We start from the raw sequence: 24,602 nt of genomic DNA on the forward strand, positions 1-24,602 counted from the left end.
TTCTTGTTCAGGGCTGCAGCGTGCGCGGAAAGTTGGAAATCGTCCTCTTTACGTAAAATAAAAAAAGCCGCACCTGTGCGACTTTTAAGCATATATGTTGTATCGGTCCACGGCCATACCCCAGGACTACCCGTTCTGGCCGGATACCTTCGCCCAGAGTTCCAGCTCGTTCGTGCAGATAAGCAAGGAAGGATATTGAGCTGCCAATTTCATGTCGCTTTCTTGATTAACTGTCCAGGAGATGAGCTGAATGCCTTCTTCTGCACAGCGTTGGATGAAAGGCTCCGTAATATGTTGATGTTCAATCGACATGTAGCCGCAATGGATCTCTTTGGCAAATGGAAAAAATGCCGGCGAAGCCCCGATATTGATCAGGCCAAGGCCGATTGTATCGTCAAGCTGTCTTACTCTTTCGAGGCAATAGTGGTCGAAAGATGTGATGAAGACCTGCTCCTGCATTCCTTTTTTCTAGACCATATCCAGTACAAGCTGTTCCATCCCCGGGTATAGATCGCCCATCTGCTTCAATTCAATATCAATGATGATCCGGTCCTTTAATAAATCGAGCGCTCATCACCTGTATATTACAGTGAGCGGCGCTATTGCACAATGCGTTTCTTCCAACTCTTGCATTCAGATCGTCAATAACACATTTCGCTTGTTCCCAGCGCTCAAAATGCTCAGTAGCTGATTGTCGGACATCACATGCAAGATGCATGCGGCACTTGCTGAATCCGACAAACTGTGATATTTTAATTTCCAAGTAAACAATATGGAGTGTGAGACCGGAACTATGGATTACCCTGATCGCATCAAGTCAATCATTTATGAACAGCTGCTTCACTTCTCTCATTTGCATGAACAGCGAATGGAACTGGAACTTAAAGAAATCCAAGAGATGGTCCAGCTTCATCAACTGAAAGGCGTACCTGGAAATTTATCGACCATCCATGTCCTGGATTGCATCGGCCAACATGAACCGATCAATCATTCCGCGATTGCCGAAAAATTAAAATTGTCGAAGGCAAGCATTACCAAAATCAGCAAGAAACTGCTTGCGCTTGACCTTATTCATCGGACCCAGCTTAACGACAATCGCAAAGAAGTATATTTTCGTCTAACGCCCCAAGGAAAGCAGCTGTTCGAATTGCATCGGACTTTGCACGAAGCAGAGGAGCAGCGCTTTATGCGATTTTTGGACGATTACTCCGAAAGCGAGCTGCAGACGATGTTGAAGTTTTTTCAAGGAATGGCCCGGTATATAAGCGAGAGATAAGTAAATTTTTTTAACATTATTGTTTACCAGTAAACTAAATTATATAAGGAGGAATCGAATTGAATATTCCCCAAACGATAAGAGAACGCAGAACCATCCGGAGATTCAACACAACGCCGGTACCTCCCGAACTGGTCGTATCCTTGTTGAACGATGCGGTCAACCTGTACGAAGACAAAGGTACGCCCCGCTGGCGCTGTCTTATCGCTGGCACGCCGGAGTCGCGTCAAAGATTGGTGGAGAGCATGATGACCAAGATGAAGGAAAACCGATTCGTTAAGCTCATGCCCCCTAAAATGATTGATTTTTTCATTAAACGAGTAACGGAAATTCCCGCTCACCTGATTTTCATCACGGAATCGGCCTCCGATCGGCGGCAGAGCGACGAAAACTTCGCTGCAGTTTGCAGTGTGATGCAAAATTTTCAGCTGCTTGGCTGGGAACGTGGATTGGGAGCGCTGTGGGACACGGACCCCATGTTTCAAAGCGAGTCATTTCTTGCGGAAATCGGTTTGCAGGAAGGTGAAAGGTTTGCCGGGATTTTGCACATTGGATATTTCGATAAAGCGCCGAGAGCCCGAAGAAGAACGCCGGCCGAGCAGAAATGGACCGCCGTCGGCGAAGGCCGAGAAGCGAATGGGCTTCGGTCGGAACGCGGCCGGATTTCAGCGCAAAGCATTCTGGAAGTGCTGAATGACGCTGTCTGGGCCCCGAATGACGGACTAAGAGAACCGTGGCGCTTTATCTATGTGACGGGCAGCGAAGCGGCCGCAAAGCTCTCGAATTCGGAAGGATATACATCATCGGCTTTTCTCTTGATTATAGCAGAGCATGAAGAGGATCCCCACAAGCAGGAGGAGGATTATGCGGCGATATGCTGTTTGATCCAGAACGTACAACTATTGGTTAAATCCAGGCCGTGGAACGCACGCCGATCGATACCGGAATGGATTTATGACCAGGATCAGTGCAAAGTGTTCGGCATTCAGCCGGAGGAGCGGGTTGTAGCGGTGCTGGAGCTCGGAGAAAACGGTCGATCGTTGCAATCGGAATCGTCTCCTCCCCCGCTCCTTAACCTGACGCATCTATAATGATATAAGCGGGGTGGACCTCCCCAGATTGCTTGATGCGAAGTCCACTCCGTCGTATTTGTGCAATAACCCCGTTCAGATAGCCGTGATTTCGCCCTGTTCTTAAGATAAGCGGTTCTTCGGTGGCCGTAGCGCCCACGAGACGATATTAAGTACCGCATAAGAAAGCGGTAGGATAAGATTAAACCCGTAATCCCCGTAATCGTTAGCAAATGCATGAGATAATGCCGCACCCGTCATTAAAAAGAAGATGCCGGCGTGAACCCATTCTTTAAGTCGAGGTAAACCTGGCACGAGGAGAGCGATGGCACCAAGCACTTTCCAAATTCCGAGAATGGTCAATACATATAGTGGATAGCCCAGATTCGTCACCAATTCGAGGTTTCCCCCATATTGCATCAACTGTCCGATACCACTTAACATAATAGCTGCTGCGAGCAATCCTGTGACTGACCAATAAGCAACCGTTTTCCCTAGAGGGCGGGTATTTATTTTCATGCTTGTTTCTACACCGATCACCTTATTCATTGGTTTCCACCTCTTCATAATATTCTCTCTTGATTACAAAAAACGAGCCTCGAATCGTTCCTGCAAGTTTCGACTTCTGCCTAGCGAACTTGAACTTCCCTTCTAACTCTTCGGGCACCTCCATCCCCTCCGAAAGCTTAATACCAACGGCTCGCTTCTTAGGATCATCAACTGTATACATTACGTTTAACCCGAGACCATTCTCGTAAAAAACATAGGCAAATTGAATGTTTTCCACTTGAAAACGTGACGTTTCCAATGGTTTGGCCGCAAACTCAAGATCACGCTCTTCTTTCAATATTCGGTTCACGTAATCCAGGGTCTCCTGGCTCTCGCTAGCCGGTACAACCGTAAATGCATGCTTATACTTGTTCATAAAGTAACGGGCTTCATTCGCTCGTAAACCAGCAAGCGCTTCTGCTACGGGCGAAGACTCTAAACCAGTTGAAGATACATGTTTAAAATCAACGATATTGGACACGATCATCCCTCCTAATAGTATTGCGAGCTTTACTTCTTCTATGGGCAAAGCTCGCATCAAAATCATTCACGGCTCTTTATTTCCGAACAACAGGAATCCACATTTCGCCTAATTTTTGGCCGTTTCGCTGACCCATATCCACCATGGCATTCGGCCCGCCGACATAAGCGAAATTGTTGGCTTCCGGCAATACTTGACCAAAGGCGATACCAGCAAGCAATTGACTCAACTCATCAGCCGACTGCCCCTCCCCTTTTACAACGAGGTAATCCCCTTTAGGAAATTGGATAACGCGGGTTGCTTCGGGCACCGATTCCTCTGTCATGACGCCGGCGTAGAACATCATCTTGTTGTTAACCGCTTCGTTTACGGCAAAAATGTAGTCATTTGCGGCGATGCCCTTTAACGTGTCCAACCTTCCGTCTTGCTTCACGGCTTCCCAAAAGTCGGCCTTCTCCTTGTTAATGCCCGCATAGTCGGTGTAGTCGCTCTGAAGCTCAGTTCCAATTCCTAAAACGATAAAGCTGTCTTTTTCCTCGAGGATGTAATTTGTCATTTTCAATCCCTTCCTTTTCTTTGAATATTCATTTCGTTCGATGGGTTAATCATAACTTTTAATCATGTCAAAAAATGATACTGTTTAGAGGGCTTATGAAAAAAGTTAAAACGGATGAATTCCATCACTTGGTTTCTTAACCTCAACTCGGGTCAAGAGCTTGCAGCAATAAGACAAACTAGCCTCGATTCTCGCAATCTCTTATGCATGTATATTCTTGTAATCAAGTGCTTACAAGAATACAAGCAACAAAATAAGAACGGGAAGTTTCTCCCGTTCTTATTTTGTGAGCACTTCTAATTCATGTCTTTTTGCCTGATCCTCATGTGTTCTTTTGTTTATGAGGCTTCCCGGCTTTTGACTAGGTAATTGTACATCAGCTCGGCTGCCATTGCCCGATTGGTAACGGCCTTTGGAGACAGTTTGCCTCCGCCGGTGCCTTGAATCAATGCGGCTTCAAGCATGAAATCCATCGCTTCCCGCGCATAACCGGATACGTCCTTCGCATCGGAATAACGATCCATGTCGTCTCCTCCGCCCGGAAACTCGCTTCCGGCCGCTTCCATCATCGCATGAAGCATGACGACCATATCCTGACGCGTGATCGAGTCCTCCGGTCTAAACCGGTTATCTCCCGTTCCATGAACCAGTCCCAGCTGCTTCGCAGCGGACAAATACGGCGTATAATACCTGCTCCCCGCATCGGCAAAATTCATGGCGTCATCCGTTTTCCCTGGTTTGATGCCGAAGGCATTCATGGCCATGACCAGGAAATCGGCCCGGCTGATCTCATCCTGTGGGAGAAATCGCCCTCCGCCTGCACCTTTAACAACGTCCCTGGCAGAGAGGTAATGAACGGCGTCCGCATACCAGCTGCGCGGGTCTATATCCCGGTAAGATACTTGCTTATATGCGATCGCATACGTGCCAAGCTTGCCCGTTTCAAAGGTCAGGGTACGATGCTCGACATTGTAATAACCGTTTAGGACAGCGGATACGGATCCCATTGCATTGAGTTCCCACGCGACCAGCTGATCCAATCGCTCGTCAGCCTTGGCCTCATAATGGAGCGATACCTTTACAGGTGTGCTGCTTCCCGGCCACTCCACCGTCTTGCCATCGATCTGCAGCAGCAGCTCGACGATCGGTCTGTTCCAAATCCCGGCTAGTCGGTCCCCGGAAAGCCCGCCTTGATTGCCCGGACGAATCACGAGGCCCGTGAACTGCCCTGCTTCCTTCAGATTGTTCAGCATATTGGAAGGCACCTTCACAGTTGCCAGTGGGGTAACGATTTCGATCCGTTCCCGTGCGTGGTTCCGGTTCAAGTACGCTGACGGTACCTGGATGACGATTTCGCCGTTGAACGTTCGGACGCTTTCGTCCAGTTGAATCGTGACGGTCTTAATTCCCCGCCCATCTGCTGTTACGCTTTCGAAGGCTTCGCTGAGCTCCAATTCGCCGATGGCTGCCTGAGCCTTCTGACCGTTTATTGCGACTTCCGCCGTAATCGTTCCCGGTCTGGAAGCTCCAGTGGTCGGCGGTGTGCCACCTGGCTTGCTTGGGCCTGGTTGATTGCTGCCGCCTCCATTATTGCTGTTGTTTCCGTTGTTTCCATTGTTTCCGTTATTGCCGTTATTGCCACCCCCATTGTTTCCGCCGCCGTCATTCCCGCCACCTGGAGGTGAGGATTTCTTTGAGGTCGTAAAACGATAGATTGGACTAAGCTGCTTGGCGCCGAATTCATCGGTAATATCCATATACCAATAATACGTCTCATCGGCTTCTCGTCCATTCCATACGGCAGAAGCAATTTCTCCGGAATTCACGTCTTTTTGCTCGCCAATCAGCGTATCTTTGTACACATTGACCGCAAAATAATCGGTTGCCACCCGTTTTTGAATATCCCTGAACGCAAACGGTTCCGTAAAATCCTCAATGGCGTCGTCAAAGAAATTATAATCGTCCAAGTAAGGCGAATACGTATCCACGTCCAGCGTGCCGGAGGTTGGATCGAATTTCAGCAGACGCAGATAACCGTTTCCTCCGTTCGGCCCTCCCTGATAATCCGCCAGCATTTCAATGACCTGTCTTGACGATCCGTCCGGATGCGTCACCGTTTTCACGACCCGGTTGGCAGCATGATAATGGCCGCTTAGCACCAGCTGCACGTTTTTGTTTGGCGCAATGACCTGGTCAAAAACGCTCTGCGCCATATTGGACAAGGTGCCGTTGCTCTCCAAATAAGCGTGCATGCCCACGATCGCGATGCGGTCCGCATGCTTCTTCAGCACCTCGTTGGCCCAAGCGATCGTCTCCGGTGTATCCTCCAGCCCAAAGCCGATATAGAGGAAAATAAAGTCGTGGCCTCCGAACGACACGAGGTCGTAATGGTTGCGGTTGTTATCCATTTCGCCGCCATACCATGGATTGTTCTTGTACCGGTCGGCCCCGACATATTTCCCGTAGTAGGAGTAGTCCACGCCGTCAATGATGACGTCGTGATTGCCCGCCAGCACGCCATACGGTACGCCCGCTTCGTCCAGCTTCTTCAAATTCCGGTCGGCTACGGCCCACTGCTTCTCGTCGTCGGCCACGTTCACGATGTCGCCGGTATGGATCACATAACTGAACAAGCCCTTCTTATATTCTTCCGTGATCCAATCGCCCAGCTTATCGAAAATGTCCGGGTACGATTCTGCGTAATACTGGGTATCCGTAAACCATAAAATGTTGAACGGCGCATTCGCGCTCTTCACTTCATCTTGGACCATGGCCTGGATTTTGCCGTTTCGCACGTAACGGCTAGGATCCACTTCCGCTGTCAAGACGATGTCGGATTCGGCTTCGTCACCGGTGGCCGACTTCAGTGCCGTCCACTTTCCGCTCTCATAATCCCAAGTATACAGCGTCACGATACGGCCCGGAAGCGTGCGCCCTTGCCAGTGCAGCTCTACGGTATCCTGTTCCGACCATGCTTCGTCCAGCTCTACGGTATCCTGTTCCGACCATGCTTCGTCCAGCTCGATTTCGAATCGATGATAAGGGAACCCGGAATCCGTATCCGTGATAAGATACTCACCGTCCGGATAAGCCATCTTCTCGACTTCCTCCTTGCCGATCCCTTTCTCTCCGTCCGGCGCCAGCACGAGCGGAGGCTCCCGGTCTGCAACGTTGAAATGGCCTTCGATCCCGTCTTCGCGGGCAAAGTCATATTTATCCCCTTCCAAGAAGCGAACGTCCATCGAATCTCCGCTCGGATCGCTGAGTCGTGCTCTTAGGCTCGGATTCAAACCCACCTTCTCCGCGAAATCGGCTGGGGAAACCTCGCCCGGAAGAAGAGGTTTCTCCTCTTCGATCATAAAGGTGCGAGAAATCTCCGCCGAATTGCCGGCCCCGTCGAGTACGGTCACATTCATTATATGCTCGCCCGGCGAAAGCAGCGTGGAAGATGTTTCATAAGGTAGCGTGATTGGCTCGCCATCTAGCTCCGCCTTAATGCCCGTTACGCCTGTTAAGTTATCTGAAGCGACCACATCCAGCATGAACGGCCCTTTGAGCTGTATGGCGTCGGTCAATAATTGCCCTTCCCCATACGATATCCCTTCAATCTCGGGTTCGGTGTTGTCCACAGTCACGTCGATGGACTGGAAGACTTGACCGTTCACCGACATGCTCAGCGGATATACCCCGTCCTTTACCGAAGCGGTGTCGAGCTCGGCATATCTTGCCGTGAACTTGTCTTGCGGAATCGGAAAATGGAAGTCGCTGATCATCGGCTTGTTCGGGTTGCTGCCGTAATCCGCATCGCCGAATCCGTAGTACGTATCCTCCCGATAATCTACGGTCGACTGCCCAAGGTTGCCCAGGTAGTTCAGTACCTTATCCGGTTTGACCACCGAACCGTCCGGCAGCACAAGATGTAGATTCATCACTTCAAAATCATCATGGTTGTTCTTGCCGAATACCTTGTCATGGTCTTTGACTTGATATGGCGCATTCTCATTTCCGGTATGCACGGAAACCGTTGTCCCGGTGACGAACAGGTCAGGAGCCATATCGAACATCGACCAGGCGCCGTCGATGTATTTGGGCAGGATGCGGCTGAAAAATACCGTCTCCCCGCTTGCATCCAGCGCGCTTGCCGACGCTTGGTAAATCTGATCGATCCCCCGGGTCTGCATGCCCAGCTGTACCTTACCCGGCAGTGCCTTGCGAAGCGGCAGCGGATTGACCTCAAAGCGAACTTCGATGTCGTCTTCAGCCCGGGAGCCGTAAGCATAGAAGGATGACTTTCCGCTGATCATGCTGCCGTTTGATAAGGACAACCCCGGCTCCGGCAGCTCCGTTCCCGTATTCTCTTCGTTAACCGTTAGCAAGCCGCCTCGGGAGTTATATGGAACCCGCGTGCGGTTGCCGCTGCCGTCGGCAGCTTCAATGATATACCGATAGACGCCGATCTCATTTAGCGTGATCGTGCCTTGATAGACGTAAAGTCCATTATCTTGGGACGCAAGCGTCAGCGCATGCTTGTCCGTAAACGCTGTCGGCTCCTCGGAAGCCGCTCCAATCAGCACTTCAATGGAAGCAAGGGGCTCATCGCTGATCACGGAAACCGGATAAGCCTGTCCCTGGCCCAAGTTATAGGCGGTCTGCTCATGCTGCAGCGTCGGGGCAATCATGTCGACACCTGCAACAGGCGGCACCTGAACCGGATCAATGCTCCCAGGATTGGCGTACATCCGATTATCCAGGCGTTTCATGGTCGTTCCTGCATCCGGATAGGCATATCGAACGACCGCATTGCGGACGTCATTGACCAGCCTGTCCGGGCTGTCCGGAGCGCTGGGATCGTACCAGGCCTGTACAATGTACGAATTGGCCTGTCCCGGCGCGGACAAGGCGATCCCTCGATGCAGCGAATTCGGAAGATTGAAATCCGAAGCTTTCGAATTATCGTAGAAAATAATATCGTTGTCGTTCAGCATGCTGTTAAAATGCAGATTGAAGTCCGCCGTCGTCGTATAACCCTTGCCGTTAGCCACGGCTTCCTTCGCGAACCAGATAACCGCTGCGCTGTACGGCTCGATCGAGGTATGATCCGGTACCTTCCAGCTCTTAGGCGCCGTTGTGCCCGGATATAGATACCAGAGGGTGTAATCCTTGAGGTCCAAAACCTGATCCGAGTTATTGTAGATTTCAACGTATTCGTATTGGTTGCCGCTTCCCCACCGGTAATCCCCGGCCGGGTTCGGAAGAATTTCGGTGATTAGAATACGCGGTACGTCCCCGCCTGCAGAAGCTCCGGTTAAAGCCGTTTCATAATCGACAGATCTCGACTGCTGAAGTCCATCCGCTGCCTCGATATAATACTGCAGCTTATCCCCGGTCAACTGATCGGCCGGAATGACCGCATCGAATTGATCACCGCCCCGATCGATCATGTCGATCTGGCTGTAGGGACTATTGACCGCCGTTTTGTAATACATCTTAACTACCAGCGCATCTCCGTCCGCGTCATAGACGCTTGCGCTGACGGTCAGCGGCTGTGTCCGCTCGGTAAAGGCAATGGGCGTGTGATTGATTTCCGGCGCACGATTGTCAAGCGGCGATAGCTGGCCCAAGTCAACGATTCCGGCGCTAGGTGCAGCTTCCCTGGCGTAAGGAATCATCGCCGAATCGCCGGGAGGCAGCTGAAGATGTACACTCTTGCCGTCGCCGACATCATTGGCAGTATAATAGAAGCCACTGATCACGGCGTCGTCGTCGCCTTTTCGGGTTATGTATAAGCCGCGGTCCGTATTGTTGAGGCCATCCTGTCCCCGAAGCTTGAATACCGGTACTTGGTCGGGAATCGAATGATACCGGCGGAAATCGGATTCCGTCAGGGCAGCGGCTGCTCCGGTAATGGATGAGCTTGTCCGTTCCACCCAGAGCACGGCCGGGCTGTCCGCCGGGATGACCACCCCATCCGGATTGCCGTATACGGTGTCCGTTACCGTTAACGTCTTCACGCCCGTATTGTAGTCGTAACGCATGTTGAATTCGTCATTAAACGAGATCGGCGCTCCCGAGTGATTGTAAACCTCCACATATTCGAACAGGTCGGCCCCGCCCGCGCCTTCGATCGTCTGCTGATTCGACCGATCATCGGGATAAATTTCCGAGATCAACACCGGCATTGCTCCCGAAGGGGCCGCATAGGCCGAGTTGCTTGCAAGCGCAAGCTCAAACAAGCTGCTGCCAATCAGTATGCCGGATAATAATCCGGCGATCCATTTTCGCTTCATGTGCTCCTCCTATTTGCTTTATTTCTCTAAAATCCTAAAGCATAAGGGTCAAGCGAATATTAAATGTAATTGCGTGTTTCGTAAACGAATTCTGAATAAAAAAAAGCCATCGCTAAGAACGCGATAGCTTTAAACTTCATTTCATTATTTATTGAAAGTGACCTTCTCCGAACCGCCCTCAAGAATGATCGACGTGTCCCGCGGCTTCGTTTCGGCGATTTTGCGGCCGCCTCTGAACGAGTAGAGCACCCCGGCCTGTTTGCGTATAGCCTCATATTCGTTCTCGGCTTCAAGAACGATGAAGTTCGCAGGCTTGCCTTCTTCAATACCGTACACGTCCTCGATATGCAGCGTTCTTGCACTGTTTTTCGTAATGAGATCGATCGAATTCACGATTTGATCGTAACCGAGCAACTGCGAAGCATGGATGCCCATGTGCAGCACCTGCAGCATGTTGCCCGTGCCTAGCGGATACCATGGATCAAAGATATCATCGTGACCGAAGCATACATTAAGACCGGCTTCCTGAAGCTCTTTGACGCGAGTCAGCCCTCTTCTTTTCGGATATGTGTCAAAGCGTCCCTGCAGGTGGATGTTGACCAGAGGATTGGAGACGAAATTGAGGTCCGCCATCTTCAGCAATCTGAACAATTTGTAGGTATATGCATCATTGTACGACCCCATCGCCGTCGTGTGGCTTGCCGTGGTGCGGGAGCCCAGCCCGCGTTCGTAGGCTTCTTTGGCGACGACTTCCACGAAACGGGATTGCTCGTCATCAATCTCGTCGCAATGGATGTCGATGAGACGGTCGTATTTTTCGGCTAGGTCAAACGCAACCTTCATCGATTCAACGCCATATTCCCTCGTGAATTCGAAGTGCGGAATGCCCCCAACCACGTCAACGCCCATTTTCAGCGACTCTTCCAGCAATTCCGCGCCGTTCGGGTAGGAGTGAATGCCTTCCTGCGGAAAAGCGACAAGCTGAATGTCAATGTATGGTGCCATTTCTTCTTTCACTTCAAGCATCGCTTTTACTGCGGTCAAGCTTGGATCGGTGACGTCCACATGCGTTCGTACATGCTGGATGCCCTGTGCCATCTGCCACTTCAGTGCCGTTTTGGAGCGCGTCTTGACGTCTTCATGCGTCAGGAATGCCTTGCGTTCAGACCAACGCTGAATGCCTTCGAACAGCGTTCCGCTTAAATTCCATTCCGGCTCGCCTGCCGTTAACGTTGTATCCAGATGAATGTGAGGCTCAATGAACGGCGGCAGCACAAGCGAGCCGCCCACGTCAATGACTTCCTCATTCGCCGTTGCTTCCAGCGACTGCGTGATTAGCTCAAACCTTCCGTCTTTCACGACGATATTCCACAAACCTTCTTTACCCCGCAATTTTGCGTTCTGTATAATCATTGTTTTTCCCCTTTTCTTTGGATTCTTTCACAGGAGCGATCAGCATCAACACAATGTAGGCCACCGCCGTACCGATTAGTGCGTTCAATGGCGTTATGCCTGGAGCAAGCTGAGCGAACGCCACGCCGATAGCCCAAGCCAGCATCGCTATCCAGTTTACCTTCTTGAAAGTCATGTCGGCAAATGGCTTATAGTTTCTGCGCTTCACAAAAAAGTAGTCCGCGATGATGATGGCCCCGATGGACGGTACCGCCGCGCCCAGCACATTGAGGAAACCGACGAAATTGTTGTACATCCACATGGCAAATAGGGTACCCACGATGCCGTTTACGATGACGAAGAATTTTTTCGATATTTTTGTGATGTTGGCAAATCCCAGTCCGGAAGCGTAAAGAGCGTTATCATTGGTCGTCCAAATATTCAGCCCCAGTACGATGATCGCGGGAATGATCAGCCCTTGCAGGAACATGACCTCCGAGATATCTGCCAGGTTATAAGCCATGGCGCCAACCGCACCGAACAGGAACATGAGCGAATTCCCCAGGAAGAACGCTATGACCGTGGCGGTAACCGCCTGCCTCGATGTCCGGGAGAACCGTGCAAAATCGGGCGTCAAGGTTCCACCGCTAATGAATGAGCCGATACAAATGGTCAGTGCCGCTGCCGCGGTCAGTGTCTGTTCAGGCGTGTAATCGAGCAAGCCTTGCAGACCGCCCAGCATATCTGCGCCTTTGAACATGGAGTAACTGCCGAGAATGGTAATGGCCGGAACCGCGATATAACCCAGAATGACCAGCGACTTCATGCCGAAGATGGCCGATGCCGTCATGGCGAGACCAAACAGGAAGATCAACAGGTACACGTTCCAATCCATCGCTTTGGCAACCGGAATTGCGAACATGGCCACGCCGACGCCGAACCATCCGACCTGCGTGAAGCCAAGCAGGAATGATGGCAGGTACGAGCCTTTCTCACCGAACGCGTATTTTGCCAGCAAATGCGTGGAAAGGCCCGTTTTTGCAGCGATATGTGCCAGCGCTCCTGTGTAGATACCGAGTGCCAAATTACCCGCAAGCACGATTCCAATAAACTCCATGAACGTCAAGCCGACTCCGAGCGTCCCTCCCGCAAGCATGCTTGCCGAAAAGAATGTGAACCCTAACATGACGGATAACGTCTTCCAAAAATGGTTTCTCTGCGTTTTCGGTACCGCTTGCCACGAAAACTCTTGATCTTGTTTGCTCATCAGAATACCTCCAGGTTAAAGTGTTCTGATACCAAAGAAGCAGAAAAAAGAGGCTACTCGTCAAGTCTTCACTGACAAGTAGCCTCTTCTATCACATCATAACCCGCGTGAAGACGCAGAGCATCCCTGACGGAATACGCTCTGAATCACGCGTGATTATAAAAATCCGCTGCCCTTGCCAGCCTCTCTGGACTGAATTAAAGGTACCAGTATTCAATTACATTCTATTATTTTGGAAAAGCCTGCAGTTGTCAATGTTATAATTATCCAATGGTTAAAATCCTCTTAAGTATCTTTAATGCGGAAGGATATCGTAAAACTCAAGAGCACGAAGATAAATTGGAGAGACAAAGCCAATAAGATCCCCGTTAATATACCAAAATTCAGCGACTGACTAATCGCAACGAGGGCGCCGCCGATTCCAATGCTCAATCCAGGACTAAAGGCATCTGTAAACTGAAGACTGGCGGATATTTCCCCCTCTTCCCCTGCTTTTGCGTGCTGCAGCGCAATGGCTCCGGTGGTTGGATGTGCCAGACCGATGCCAAACCCAGTGAAAAGCTGCGAAATCGCTGCAAATCCAATTCCCCCTTCAGGTAGGCCCACAGCCAGCAATACGGATAAAACACCAATCATCATAAATCCAATACCGATTGTTACCCGTTTCTTTCGTCCCTTCCCGTGGTCTTTATCATCAAGCTTAGACTGCAGCCAAGCGGCCGTTGACCAACGTAACGCACCCGCGGCTACAATCAGTCCCGCTACATCTGCAGGGAGGTTTTTTACATCAGTCAATGCCAGTACGACATAGCTTTCAGTCGCATTATAGCAAGCCACGAAGAATGCTCTAGAAGCAATCGTAGCTGGCAGACCTGCTCTAGCGCTTAAGGTACCTGCAGGCAGCAATGTTCGCAAAGGCTGAATCAAGATCGCAAATCCTGCCAGTGAAAGCAAAATACCATTCCAATTGGTTATCAGGCTTAATCCAACCAGCAGCAGGCCCGTTCCTATTGTTAGAAGTAATGCAAATCCTTCTTTTCGGCTGTTCTTAAGAACAGAATCCCGTCTCACTGGAAATTTGAGAAAAGCGGGAAGCGTCAGCAGTACAGCCAAACCAATGAAAGGAAGCACCAGCCAAAAAACCAATCTCCAGGACATATACTCCGCAATGAGTCCGGCAATATAAGGGCCGATTAATGCAGGCAAAATATATGCCCCGGAAAACAAAGCAAGTATTTTCGTTCTCAGTTTATCGGGATAACCTAGAGTAATGCTGTAATACACGCATGTAACAATAGCCCCTGCACCAAATCCCTGAAACGCTCTCCCTGCGAGCAGCATCATCATGTTCACAGAAACAGCAGCAATCACGATGCCTGTCACAAAAATAAAAATCGATATGCCAAACGATGCAAAAACGCCGATTCGGTTGATCCGTTGACCTATAATCATCGTTCCGAGGATTTGGGCCAATAGATATCCAACCGAACAAATGCAGCCCATTCAACTGTTGAGCCAGGGTCGGTGCAATCGTCACAAGTGCCAGTCCTTCAAACGCAACGGTCGTTACAGCAAGAATGATCCCTATAGTTAAAAAAATCCCTTCAAGTAACAGTGCTGGATTTTAGCACGCTTGAAGGGATTCATAGGTAATTATTTCTGATAAATTATTTTTCTGATAGCGTAGGTTGATAAAAAGAACGATTCTGAGAGTTCCTCGACTGAAGCGCCAGATAAATACGCATCCACAATAGCATCATTTCTTTGGTTAATTTCTTTTCGTGCGCCAGACAGCTCTCCCCAGACTTTAAACTCATCTTTTCTAGCTGGTATATAGAGGTATTCGCCTTGGACATATTCCTGTAATTGTTCTACTAGTTCCTCCGGCAAGACGACAGAAGCATTAATATATCTCACGAACGACTCACTCCTTGAAATTATTGTTCAAGCAGCAAAGCCAGTTTCTATTTTGTTGGCTGCTCCATGCAAATACTCAAAACCGGCTCTGCATGGAGAATCACATGTGTTATAGATGTATTTTTTAAGAACATTGTATTCCTCCTGGTTAGTTGATCGACTTATTAAATGTTACCGTTTGATCCATATAGTTGACCGCATGCTGCGTTGATGTCTGATCCGAATTGGGTCCTCACGGTGACATGGATTCCCTTTGACTTCAAGATTCTAAGGAACATATTGATGCTGTTCTGATCCGACTCTACAAAACTTTGTGATGTGGCATCAGTGGAATTGTATGGAATTAGATTGACGTGATATAAATGTTCCCACGACCCTCTTTCACGCAACAAATCAGCAACGGCTTTAGCATGTTTAGTTGAATCGTTGATACCCCTTAGCAGGATATAAGCAATGTAAACCTTTCGCTTTGTTTGCTGAATATGCTCGTCCAACACGGTCATAACTTCTTCTAATGGAAAATGATTGTTAATGGGCATTAACTCGCTTCTCTGATCATGAAATGGTGAATGAAGCGAGAACGTTAAATTAATCTGTGGAAATTCCTTCGTCAACTTTTTTACTCCAGGTAATAAACCTATGGTAGAAACCGTAATCCTTCGATGTCCTAAACCGAAAAGTTTAGGATCCGTCAGCAAATGCAAAGCATCAAATACATATGGATTTGCAAGTGCCTCTCCCATTCCCATAAAAGACACACTGTCCAAGGGATGGTTATTCAAAGTAAAATAAAGCAGTTGATCCGTTATTTCATCCGTTGTAAGATTCCTCTTCAAACCGAGTGTTCCCGTAGCGCAAAATGTACAACCAAATCCGCAACCGCACTGCGAAGAGATACAATAGGATTCCCAGCCCGTTTGATAACTTAACCTTACGGATTCAATGTATTCATCGCCTGGGATAGCAAACAGAATTTTGCTAACTTGGTTGGATTTCTGCTCCATTTTCGGTGTGATGCTTAACACATTGTTTCCAAGCTCTTTGATTAATTCATTTCTTACAGGCTTAGGCAAGTTGTTCATTGCTTCGAAATTTCCGATCTTGTTCTTGAAGATTGCCTCTGTTATTTGCGAATATCTATAATTCGGTTGATTTAGAGCCGATAAGATCTTACGTATTTTTTCATACTTAGATAAATGCTTCATTTCTATCTCCCTTTAAACGGAGAAAACGCAAAAAAGCACCAGCTTACCGGTGCTTTTTGCGTACATTAACCTAACTATACCTATACAAAAATAAGAGACTAACTATAAATAAGTCGCGAACTGTATATATGCATAGAAGGATAAAGTTCCGGTATCTGATTTGTAATTATGTGAACCTTGTCAAACATCGCTTTACATGACAGGTTCACGTTTACATCTACAATCTCAGAAGCAGTCATCACTTTATCCCTCCCATTGTTCATCATCGTTAATACATGAAAAAAATTTAACACAAGATATATATTTCGGTCAAGGCGAGTTAGATAGCAGGCACATTTCCTCCCCGCTTCGGACTTTTTATTGATCCTTCCTCATCTTCTATTGTTCAGTCGCGAACTTACGAGTCATGTTCCTATACTTTGTAGGTGAAATGCCTTTTTTAGCTTGAAATTGCTTAATAAAGTAAGTGTCATACTCGAATCCGGTATCGCGTGCAATTTCATCAAGCTTCATACCTGTATGTGTCAGAAGATCGCACGCAACGTTTAAACGATAGGAAAGCAAGTAACCGATAGCTGTATTTCCGCATCTCTCTTGAAACAGCTTATTTAGCGTCACACGGTTCAAATGAGCGCAATTCGTCAAATCTTCCAACGAAATCTTTTTGGGATAGTTGGTGTGTATATATTCCAATACCAAATCAACCGGGGATTGTTCACTATTATGATTTAGATCCTCAAGTAAACCTAAAATTTGAATGAGGTATTTTTTTATTCTGCATACCCAGCGTTCATCACTTTGCGCTTGCACTTCCGTACCGAGTATGAAGAACCACTCGAATATAAGCGGGTATGCTTTTTCCGTTACACGGGGTACACCAGAGTTTCGATCATTTCTTTGAAAAAGTGAAAGACCCCTTTGTATACTCGGACCCGTAGGAATGTAACTCTGCGTTTCGGAAAGTGTTACGGTGTTAAGGAATGCAGGGTGAAAACGAAAGGATTGTGCAGCCACGTTCTGTCTCTCAACGACTTTCATCTCATCTTCTTCAGCAAGACAAAGGACGCCCGGTGCGGAAATTTTAATTGGTCGTTCGTTTAATATCCCGCTAAAACTTCCTGACGTAATGAGAACCAGGGTAAGACGTTCAGGATAAGGAAGCACACTAAAATCCTCCATTGCGGCAAATTCAATGTACACGGTACGGTTTTTGTGACGGTCTACTTGCGGCATAGCAATCACCTATCAAATCGTATAGTCAGATGCTTCATTTAAGCCAGTGTACCACACATAGGTGCGGGATATAATAGCGATGTAACAACTAAAGGAGGAGATCCATATGTCGATGGAACGTTATCATATTCACGTCTCCGATGAGATCCTTGCCGATCTCAAATACAGACTTCATCACATCCGTTGGCCTGATCAGCTAGAACACTCGGGTTGGGAACGGGGTACGGAATTAAGCTATTTAAAGTCGCTGGTTTCGTATTGGCGGGACCACTACGATTGGCGGGCACAAGAAGCTGAGTTGAACCGTTATTCCCAGTATAGCTGCAATATCGATGACATGGATGTGCACTTCGTGCACGAGCGTGGAAAAGGACCTAACCCCATGCCTATTATTCTTACTCACGGATGGCCCGACAGCTACCTTCGTTACCAAAAAATCATCCCCCTTCTTACGGATCCGGCCAGCCATGGTGGTCATCCCGAGGACTCTTTTGATGTGGTTGTCCCTTCATTACCTGGATTCGGGTTCTCAAGCAGCCCCAAACAACCTGGATTCAACAATAATCGCGTCTCCGAAATGTGGGCTAAACTGATGACAAAAGAATTAGGCTATAAGAAATTTGCTGCCGCAGGCGGAGATATTGGCTCCGGTGTTACAAGATATCTGGCAGCAAACCATCCCGAGTTATTATTTGGAATTCACCTGACCGATATCGGCATTATCAGAAATCTCATGAATGCATCTGGTCAGGCTAATCTCTCGCAAGAAGAACTGCGATACAAGACAAGCGCTTCGGAATGGATTGCTCTTGAAGGTGGCTATATGTCGATTCAATCGACACGCCCCCAAACCCTTGCATATGGACTTTCCGACTCGCCGGCAGGTTTGGCAGGCTGGATGATCGAAAAATTCCGATCATGGAGTGATTGTAAGGGTAACCTCCAGCAAAGATTCAGCAAGGATGAGCTCCTCACCCACATTATGATTTATTGGGTTACGAATACGATGGGATCGTCAACACGCATGTATTATGAGAATTCACATTCATTACCGCCATTGGGCTATATCGAGGTACCGACAGGCATCGCATTGTTTCCGGAAGACATCTTGCTGCCGCCTAAGGAATGGGCCTCACGTAACTTAAACGTTACTCGCTGGACTTCAATGCCATCCGGCGGACATTTTACCGCCATGGAAGAACCTGAGCTTCTAGCTCGTGACATTCGTGCTTTCTACAAGCCATACAGATTGGGAAATAGAAATTAATCTAAATCAAAACTATTTCATCATGCAAGCTATAGATGAGTGCTCATTAGGATTCAACGGCCTTTACTGTTTCGTCTTTAGTGCTGTTGAAGCCTGCACCTCTGATTGTTCTGGTGGGTAGAGGGTAAATCGTTATGAGTTTCTCATATATCTCCTTTACCTCTGATCGATTATCTTGTTTTATATGGACTACCAAAGATTCGAACTCCGGAATGTCCTTCTTTCGATACAAGTCATATCCAAGCTCTATCGTTTCGGCAAGTTGATTGCAAAATGCTTGAGAAACTTCCGGTCTTTCGAGATACATCTTAATGGAGTACATAATATTGGACCCATACCGTTCTCCGGCTTGGCTTAATTCGTCGGTTCCTGAATCAGCATGGGGATTCATATTCATGGACTCAACAGCTTCTTTCGTTGCTATCTCTTCTGGGATGCGTGGATTGCTTTGTTCACTAGCGCTGCAACCGACACTAAATGCAATGAACAACATCATAGTGATGCGGCCAGAATTTTTCACAAAACTCTTCAAGCCTGGTTCCTCCTCAAACTTTATATTGGTAGTTTACCAGGCCGAGGTTTATTTTTCTATAAAACCCATTATCTTCATTAGATTAAGGTGTAGCATGCTGCCCATTCCATTCATTCGTCTTATTTTTGACCTGTAAAGTCTTCTTGGATCTTTTTCAATCGTTCAAGATGTGGTTTCAACTGCCGCAGCATTTCCGCTTTATATGACTCTATTTGATCCTCGAAAAACATGTGGTGTGCGGCATCCTTGAACGACATAATCGTTTGGTTTAACGCACGGAGTTCAGTCGCAAGCGAGCGCAAGGTTTCTCTGGTCATGGCGTCAATTGTTTTAGGGTTAGACTTCCAATATGAATAGCTTATTTGGTATAACGATCGCCATGTCCTTGCCTGAAAAGCGAGAATAAACATATCCTCCTGGTTATCCGTTGTCATTGCCGTATTATTAACTGAAAGCTTGGGAACCGCGTTGTTGGGGAAGGTGTCGCTAATTCAATGATCGTTAATAGCTGCTCATCGATTTCCTCCGCTTGGATCTTCGCCTTATCGATCCATTGCCGTATCTTGGCAGGATCTTCATTTTCCTTCGACTCGCTGATCGCCATCAGCGTATCAGCAAGCGGAATCGTTTCAGAAGCGTGCTTCACTAAATAGGCAAATGCCGAGTCGTTCTTCAGCTGATACAGGGAATGGAGGCTGTTGTATCTAACAGATGCCTGGTTTTCCAAATGCCTGTACACCGCAACGTTTATAATGATGATAATAATAAGTATTGGTGCGTAGATCTTTATGTGCTTAGGCAAAGCTGTACTTCCTTTCTGATACATTCATCTTGTAAGTAGGATGATTTAATTGCTGCTATATGAAGTTGCTAGTTTATTTTCGCGAATGTTAGTTCATATTGCAGTCGAAAAAATAGTTTAACATACCAATTCATCAACCCTAAATGGATAATATATTCCATAAAAGTGCCCATTAACTTAATAAGCAGTAAATGCACCTGACTTAAGTAACAACAAGAATTTATATATTTCAAACCAAAAAAGCCGCATAGGATGCGGCTTTAAGTTCTTCAAGTTCTTTTCGTCCAATCAAAAGAAAGTCCAAAAATGATCCGCCATGATTCCCATTGGTTATCCCGAATTTAATAGAAGCACGTCACTCCGCGTTTCGATGTACAGTCCGTAACGCAAAGTCATGAAGATTGCGGAAACGCCGGCCCAGCAGCTCATATCCCTCGGCTCCAGGGTGTAGGCCATCCGTCAGAAAGGCTTCATCCTCCGGACCGAACCACTTCAAGCCGTCCTGATAGTATAACTGGCGATCGCCCCGAGCCCTTAGCAGCTCCACGGTCTCGCGGATGAATTCCCGCATTACGGGCAGGGTGAAGCCCAGTGAATTGAGCTGCGTTTCGCGGACTGTGCCATAAATCGGAGAAATGACAAGCAGCGGGGTATCCCTGTGTTTGTCGCGTATCGTCTCCAGCAGGCCAATCAGCAGCGGCTTGAACATGCGAGGGCTTAAGGTGCCCCCGCCATAGATGTTCACGCCTGCACATATCGAGATGAAATCGGCCGGCAAGTCGCGAATCAGACGCCCGATCATCGGTTCCATGTGGCAGTTGCCGGAGAAGCCGAGATTGGTCAAGCTGAAGCCGCAGGCTTCGGCGGCAATGGCTGGCCAAGCGCGGGAGGGGCTGGAAGCCCCGACGCACTGGGTAATGGAGCTCCCGTACGTAACCCAGCGGGGCCGGGTGTCCGGCAGCGGGACTCCGACGGCATGGGCATCAATCCGTAGGCCGGTGACGGTTATTCCTATATTTTGAGGGAGCCAAATCTCCACATCCTTGATTCCGTCCTTAAGTCCGCTGAACAAGGCTTCTGTTGCTCCGCCGGGCAGGCTGAGCGTCTGGCATAGTCTACCTTCTACAACGCAATCCATGGCGGCGGCGTCCGCAAGCGGTGCAAAAGATACTGTCACCTCGGTGGAGTCCGTCCGCAGCCGCAGGCGAACACCGGCACATATCTCGGCTTTGCCATCGATTCCCCCAGGCGGATACAGCTCGTAATCCATGTAAGGAATACGCCACGGCTTGATACCATCCTCCCCGTGTTCGAGCGACACGGCACCGTGAAACCACTCATCCGTTAATGGAAGCCGCTTCACGGCGCATTCCCGCCCTTCTGCTTATCAGCCGGAATGAAATCTTCTCCCAGCCATACATCCTGCTCCAACAGCCGCTGCTGAAGCTCGGCTACGGAAATGCCGCGCGAGCCGGTGCCGTCCCGCAGCGCCAATGCAGCCGCCGTTCCCGAGGCCTGACCCATGGAGAAGCAGTTCGGCATCACCCGAAGGGAGCCTTGCACTGCTCGGTCCGAGGATACGCAGCGTCCGGCAACCCAAAGGTTGTCGAAGCCAACCGGCAGCATGATCCGGTACGGTACGCCGTGTGAAACCCCGGGCGGCAGGTGGTTAAAGGTCATTTCGCTTTTGCTGTTGGCGAGATGAATATCGATGTAGTATGCGTTGCGGGCAATGTCGTCCGGGAAGGAACGCGCAGCAAGGAAGTCATCGACCGTCAGGATATAGTCCCCTTCGATCCGCCGCGTCTCCCGGATGCCGAGCTGCTCCCCGCTCGCTACCATATGGGCGCGCTCAAAGCCCGGGACGTAGCGGCGGAAGAACTGCAGCTGGCGTTCCGCCGTGCGGCGCCCTTCAATCGCCCCCCGCGTCAAGTCCTCGGCAAGGGTCCCGTCCACGCCGAATACATGGCCGAAGTTGACGCCTACCAAATAGTCGCTGACCCAAGCAAGGCCGGAGATCGACTTGCGGCCCTCCGGCAGCGCACCGTCCTCGATCGCCAGCTCCACCGTCTTGTGCAGTTGGCCCGTATCCCCGCTCTCCTCCAGGTACCGTGTGAACCTTGGACGGTCTACATTCGCAAGCAAATAGCACATGCTGCCAGGCTGAAGTTCGCCCGCTTCCCCGCCCTTCTGAAAAGGAGCTCCCGCCAGTGCGGCAATATCCCCATCTCCCGAACAATCGATAATATACCGGCAGGGAATGAAAGATCGTCCTGTCTTGTTTACGACAACGACACCCTCAACCTTCCGGCGGTCCTCAGACCGGACAACATCGTAAACAAAGGTGTGATACAGCGGCGTCACGCCGCTTTCCAGAATGGCATCATCATAAACCCGCTTCAGCACTTCGGGATCGATCGGCACCCAATCCAGCATCTCTTGATATTCCTCAAGGTACTGAGGATCGCATGCCTGCTTCATCCGTTCCATCAATTGAAGGCCGAGACCGCGGATAATCGGCTTCCGCTTATCCGTAAAGGGACAGAAAGCCGGAACGAGCGCAACCGTGCCCATGCCGCCAAGGAACCCTCGCTGCTCCACCAGCATTGTTTTCGCCCCCCCTTTCGCAGCGGCAATGGCCGCGGCGATGCCTGAGGCGCCTCCGCCGATGACAAGCACATCCACCTCGCGGCTGACCGGAATGCTGGCGGATGGCAACGTAATATGTCCTTTCATAGAACCCTCCCCATTCTGTATAGCTTTAACATGTCATCATTACTTATGGACTGTGCCTTTCAGACAAAGATGCAGCAAATCATCTACATGCGCAGTTGCCAGGCATTCTACGGTATCGGCGGCGCCGTAGTAGATTTTGACTTCCCCGGTATCTTCCAGAATCATGCCTCCCGGAAAAATAACATGATTGCGGAAGCCCCCATCGGTCTCGTAATCGGCTTCCGGGGCAAGCAGCGGCGTCTCCGCCCTGCCGATGATCCGGCTGGGATCGGCAAGATCCAGCAGTAAAATACCGGTCGTATAGCGCTTCTTCCAGCTGTCCTCCCAGCCGTTCTTGCCCCTGCTGGGATCGATGTCCACGGCATGGAACAGGGTCAGCCAGCCTTTGTCCGTTTTGACGGGCGGAGCGCCGGGGCCAACCTTGTCATTGGCATAAGCTACATCTTCAACCGCCAGCAGCAGCTTGGAGTTTCCCCAGTATTTCAGGTCAGGCGAGTCGCTCATCCACATGTCGAAGCGGTCTATCCCGCCTCGGCTGTATACAGGCATCGGACGCTCCAGCCGGACGTACTTGCCCCCGATCCGCTCCGGGAACAATACCATGTTGCGGTTATCCGGCAGCGACAGGCTCAGCACTTCAAAGGATCTGAAATCTTCGGTGACGGCGATGCCGCCGCGCAGCCCGTGCTTGGTATCGACCGCAAAGCACATATAACATTGTTCGCCGATTACCGTTAGACGCGGATCATACACGCGGATGACCTCTTCATCATGCCAAGACCAGCACGGCTTAGGCTGCACATCCCACTTTATGCCGTCATCGCTGAAGGCCAGACCAAGATTCGTTGTATGATGAGGAGCAACAATCCCTTTAAGTTCATCACCGTAGTCATTGCGAAAAACCATAACATATTTGCCTTTAAATTTGGCAACTCCGGCATTAAAGACCATCGCCGGACCGTAGGGCACATCACCCGGAGTCAGAATCGGATTCGCGGAATGCCGGGTCATGATCGGGCTGGAAAACAAAGGTCCCACGATTGAATCTCTCATATGCATCAAACTCCTTGTATATGGAATTATGAAATTAACCTTTGACTGAACCCGCCGTCACTTGAATAAAGGATTTGTTCGCCACAATATAAGCGAGAAGCATCGGCAGGATCGACAGGCATGCTCCCGCCATCATCAAATGGATCTGCATGGCCGCGGAAGAACCGTAACGAAGATTCGCCAGCCCGACGGTGAGCGTCTGCAGCTGCGGATTCGTCATCGTGAATACCAGCGGCAGAATGTATTCGTTCCAGGCATGGCGGAAAGCAAACAGCCCGGCCACGCCAAGCCCCGGCGTCAGGAGCGGGAGAATAATCCGGAAGAAGGTTCGGACGAACCCGGAGCCGTCCACCATGGCCGCTTCGTCAAGCTCGCGGGGAATCGCTTTGAAGAAACCCAGCAGCATAAAAAATGTGCTGGAATGCGCGCTGATCAGAATCAGGATCACGCCCCACAGCGTGGTATTCAGGTTCAGCGCGACCATCAAATCGAATTGCGGGCGCAGCACGATCGCACCGACGGATATAAACATCATCGACGCCTGCGTCGTCACATACAGGGATTTGCCGGGAAAATGGCGACGGTCCACCACATAAGCCGCCATGGCAGCTACCAGCAGGGTGCCTGCGGTAACCATAATGCTGACAAAAGCGCTGTTCCAGGTATAGCGGGCAAAATTAGCCTGCTTCCAGGCTTCGGCATAGTTGACGAACTGCAGCTTGGCCGGCAGCAGGCTCCCGCCGGTCATCATTTCGGCGCCGGTCTTGAGCGAACCGGACAATGTCATCAACAAGGGAAATAATGTCAGTATCGCCGTTATCAATAAGAACAGCCACATCACCGTACGGCCCACAATTCTGCCTGTGTGACCGGAAGGCGGGCGGGCGGCGATTTTGCCGCGCGCATCCGGTTGTTGGGGTAATACCTGTTCGTTCATCTGCTGATCCTCCTGCACGCCTGCAGCCGTTCATGATCAATC

Annotated in this window: 20 protein-coding genes and 1 pseudogene; 3 read left to right on the forward strand and 18 right to left on the reverse strand. The window is 49.5% G+C overall.

Going from position 1 to position 24,602, the window contains the following annotated elements:
* Window positions 1-126: 126 nt before the first annotated feature.
* Window positions 127-459 (reverse strand): glycerophosphodiester phosphodiesterase, encoded by a 333-nt coding sequence (locus MHI43_RS17290; protein WP_051425303.1) that lies wholly within the window; start codon window positions 457-459, stop codon window positions 127-129.
* Between the two features lie 334 nt (window positions 460-793).
* Between MHI43_RS17290 and MHI43_RS17295 the strand changes: the two genes are divergently transcribed.
* A complete protein-coding gene (locus tag MHI43_RS17295; RefSeq protein WP_015735616.1) occupies window positions 794-1,276 on the forward strand; it encodes a MarR family transcriptional regulator in 483 nt (160 codons plus the stop codon).
* Between the two features lie 59 nt (window positions 1,277-1,335).
* Window positions 1,336-2,367, forward strand: coding sequence for a nitroreductase family protein (locus MHI43_RS17300; RefSeq protein ID WP_036660661.1), 1,032 nt, complete (start codon window positions 1,336-1,338; stop codon window positions 2,365-2,367).
* Between the two features lie 102 nt (window positions 2,368-2,469).
* On the opposite strand, the gene MHI43_RS17305 is transcribed toward MHI43_RS17300, so the two are convergent.
* The 10 genes and pseudogenes from MHI43_RS17305 to MHI43_RS17350 form a co-directional block, all read right to left on the reverse strand.
* The gene (locus MHI43_RS17305) at window positions 2,470-2,895 is read right to left on the reverse strand and encodes a DoxX family protein (protein ID WP_015735618.1); all 426 of its coding nucleotides are present in this window, start codon (window positions 2,893-2,895) and stop codon (window positions 2,470-2,472) included.
* The gene (locus MHI43_RS17310; RefSeq protein ID WP_036660993.1) at window positions 2,888-3,376 is read right to left on the reverse strand and encodes a hypothetical protein; all 489 of its coding nucleotides are present in this window, start codon (window positions 3,374-3,376) and stop codon (window positions 2,888-2,890) included. The genes MHI43_RS17305 and MHI43_RS17310 overlap by 8 nt, the downstream gene beginning before the upstream one ends.
* A 76-nt stretch (window positions 3,377-3,452) precedes the next feature.
* Window positions 3,453-3,932, reverse strand: coding sequence for a GyrI-like domain-containing protein (locus MHI43_RS17315; RefSeq protein ID WP_036660662.1), 480 nt, complete (start codon window positions 3,930-3,932; stop codon window positions 3,453-3,455).
* Between the two features lie 338 nt (window positions 3,933-4,270).
* Complete coding sequence (locus MHI43_RS17320) at window positions 4,271-10,219, reverse strand: S-layer homology domain-containing protein (protein WP_036660663.1); 5,949 nt, start codon at window positions 10,217-10,219, stop codon at window positions 4,271-4,273.
* A 144-nt stretch (window positions 10,220-10,363) separates the two neighbouring features.
* The gene (locus MHI43_RS17325) at window positions 10,364-11,632 is read right to left on the reverse strand and encodes a cytosine deaminase (protein WP_015735622.1); all 1,269 of its coding nucleotides are present in this window, start codon (window positions 11,630-11,632) and stop codon (window positions 10,364-10,366) included.
* The gene (gene codB, locus MHI43_RS17330; protein WP_015735623.1) at window positions 11,601-12,878 is read right to left on the reverse strand and encodes a cytosine permease; all 1,278 of its coding nucleotides are present in this window, start codon (window positions 12,876-12,878) and stop codon (window positions 11,601-11,603) included. Before codB ends, MHI43_RS17325 begins: the two co-directional genes overlap by 32 nt.
* A 285-nt stretch (window positions 12,879-13,163) precedes the next feature.
* Window positions 13,164-14,493 (reverse strand): annotated as a pseudogene (locus MHI43_RS17335) (MFS transporter).
* A 38-nt stretch (window positions 14,494-14,531) separates the two neighbouring features.
* Complete coding sequence (locus MHI43_RS17340; RefSeq protein ID WP_015735624.1) at window positions 14,532-14,795, reverse strand: CD3324 family protein; 264 nt, start codon at window positions 14,793-14,795, stop codon at window positions 14,532-14,534.
* A 164-nt stretch (window positions 14,796-14,959) separates the two neighbouring features.
* Window positions 14,960-16,000: a Cfr family 23S rRNA (adenine(2503)-C(8))-methyltransferase gene (locus MHI43_RS17345; protein ID WP_036660664.1), complete on the reverse strand. Its 1,041-nt coding sequence runs from the start codon at window positions 15,998-16,000 to the stop codon at window positions 14,960-14,962.
* 378 nt (window positions 16,001-16,378) lie between these two features.
* Window positions 16,379-17,233 (reverse strand): AraC family transcriptional regulator, encoded by an 855-nt coding sequence (locus MHI43_RS17350; RefSeq protein ID WP_015735626.1) that lies wholly within the window; start codon window positions 17,231-17,233, stop codon window positions 16,379-16,381.
* 106 nt (window positions 17,234-17,339) lie between these two features.
* On the opposite strand from MHI43_RS17350, the gene MHI43_RS17355 reads away from it, so the two are divergent.
* Window positions 17,340-18,500, forward strand: coding sequence for an epoxide hydrolase family protein (locus MHI43_RS17355; RefSeq protein WP_036660665.1), 1,161 nt, complete (start codon window positions 17,340-17,342; stop codon window positions 18,498-18,500).
* Between the two features lie 46 nt (window positions 18,501-18,546).
* Here MHI43_RS17355 and MHI43_RS17360 read toward each other — a convergent pair whose 3' ends face one another.
* The 7 genes from MHI43_RS17360 to MHI43_RS17390 form a co-directional block, all read right to left on the reverse strand.
* The gene (locus tag MHI43_RS17360) at window positions 18,547-19,032 is read right to left on the reverse strand and encodes a hypothetical protein (protein WP_015735628.1); all 486 of its coding nucleotides are present in this window, start codon (window positions 19,030-19,032) and stop codon (window positions 18,547-18,549) included.
* A gap of 119 nt (window positions 19,033-19,151) precedes the next feature.
* Window positions 19,152-19,349: a hypothetical protein gene (locus MHI43_RS17365; RefSeq protein ID WP_341283141.1), complete on the reverse strand. Its 198-nt coding sequence runs from the start codon at window positions 19,347-19,349 to the stop codon at window positions 19,152-19,154.
* Window positions 19,350-19,462: 113 nt separating this feature from the next.
* Window positions 19,463-19,858, reverse strand: a complete 396-nt coding sequence (locus MHI43_RS17370) for a hypothetical protein (RefSeq protein WP_341283142.1) — start codon at window positions 19,856-19,858, stop codon at window positions 19,463-19,465.
* A 331-nt stretch (window positions 19,859-20,189) separates the two neighbouring features.
* Window positions 20,190-21,197, reverse strand: a complete 1,008-nt coding sequence (locus tag MHI43_RS17375; protein WP_015735630.1) for an SGNH/GDSL hydrolase family protein — start codon at window positions 21,195-21,197, stop codon at window positions 20,190-20,192.
* Window positions 21,194-22,570 (reverse strand): FAD-dependent oxidoreductase, encoded by a 1,377-nt coding sequence (locus MHI43_RS17380; RefSeq protein WP_015735631.1) that lies wholly within the window; start codon window positions 22,568-22,570, stop codon window positions 21,194-21,196. Before MHI43_RS17380 ends, MHI43_RS17375 begins: the two co-directional genes overlap by 4 nt.
* Before the next feature lie 39 nt (window positions 22,571-22,609).
* Window positions 22,610-23,623 (reverse strand): glycoside hydrolase family 130 protein, encoded by a 1,014-nt coding sequence (locus MHI43_RS17385; protein WP_015735632.1) that lies wholly within the window; start codon window positions 23,621-23,623, stop codon window positions 22,610-22,612.
* Window positions 23,624-23,657: 34 nt separating this feature from the next.
* Entirely contained in the window at window positions 23,658-24,560 is a 903-nt protein-coding gene (locus MHI43_RS17390; protein WP_015735633.1) for a carbohydrate ABC transporter permease, read from the reverse strand.
* Window positions 24,561-24,602 lie beyond the last annotated feature (42 nt).

It is taken from the genome of Paenibacillus sp. FSL H8-0457 (assembly GCF_038051935.1).
Taxonomy (GTDB): Bacteria; Bacillota; Bacilli; order Paenibacillales; family Paenibacillaceae; genus Paenibacillus_AQ; species Paenibacillus_AQ lautus_A.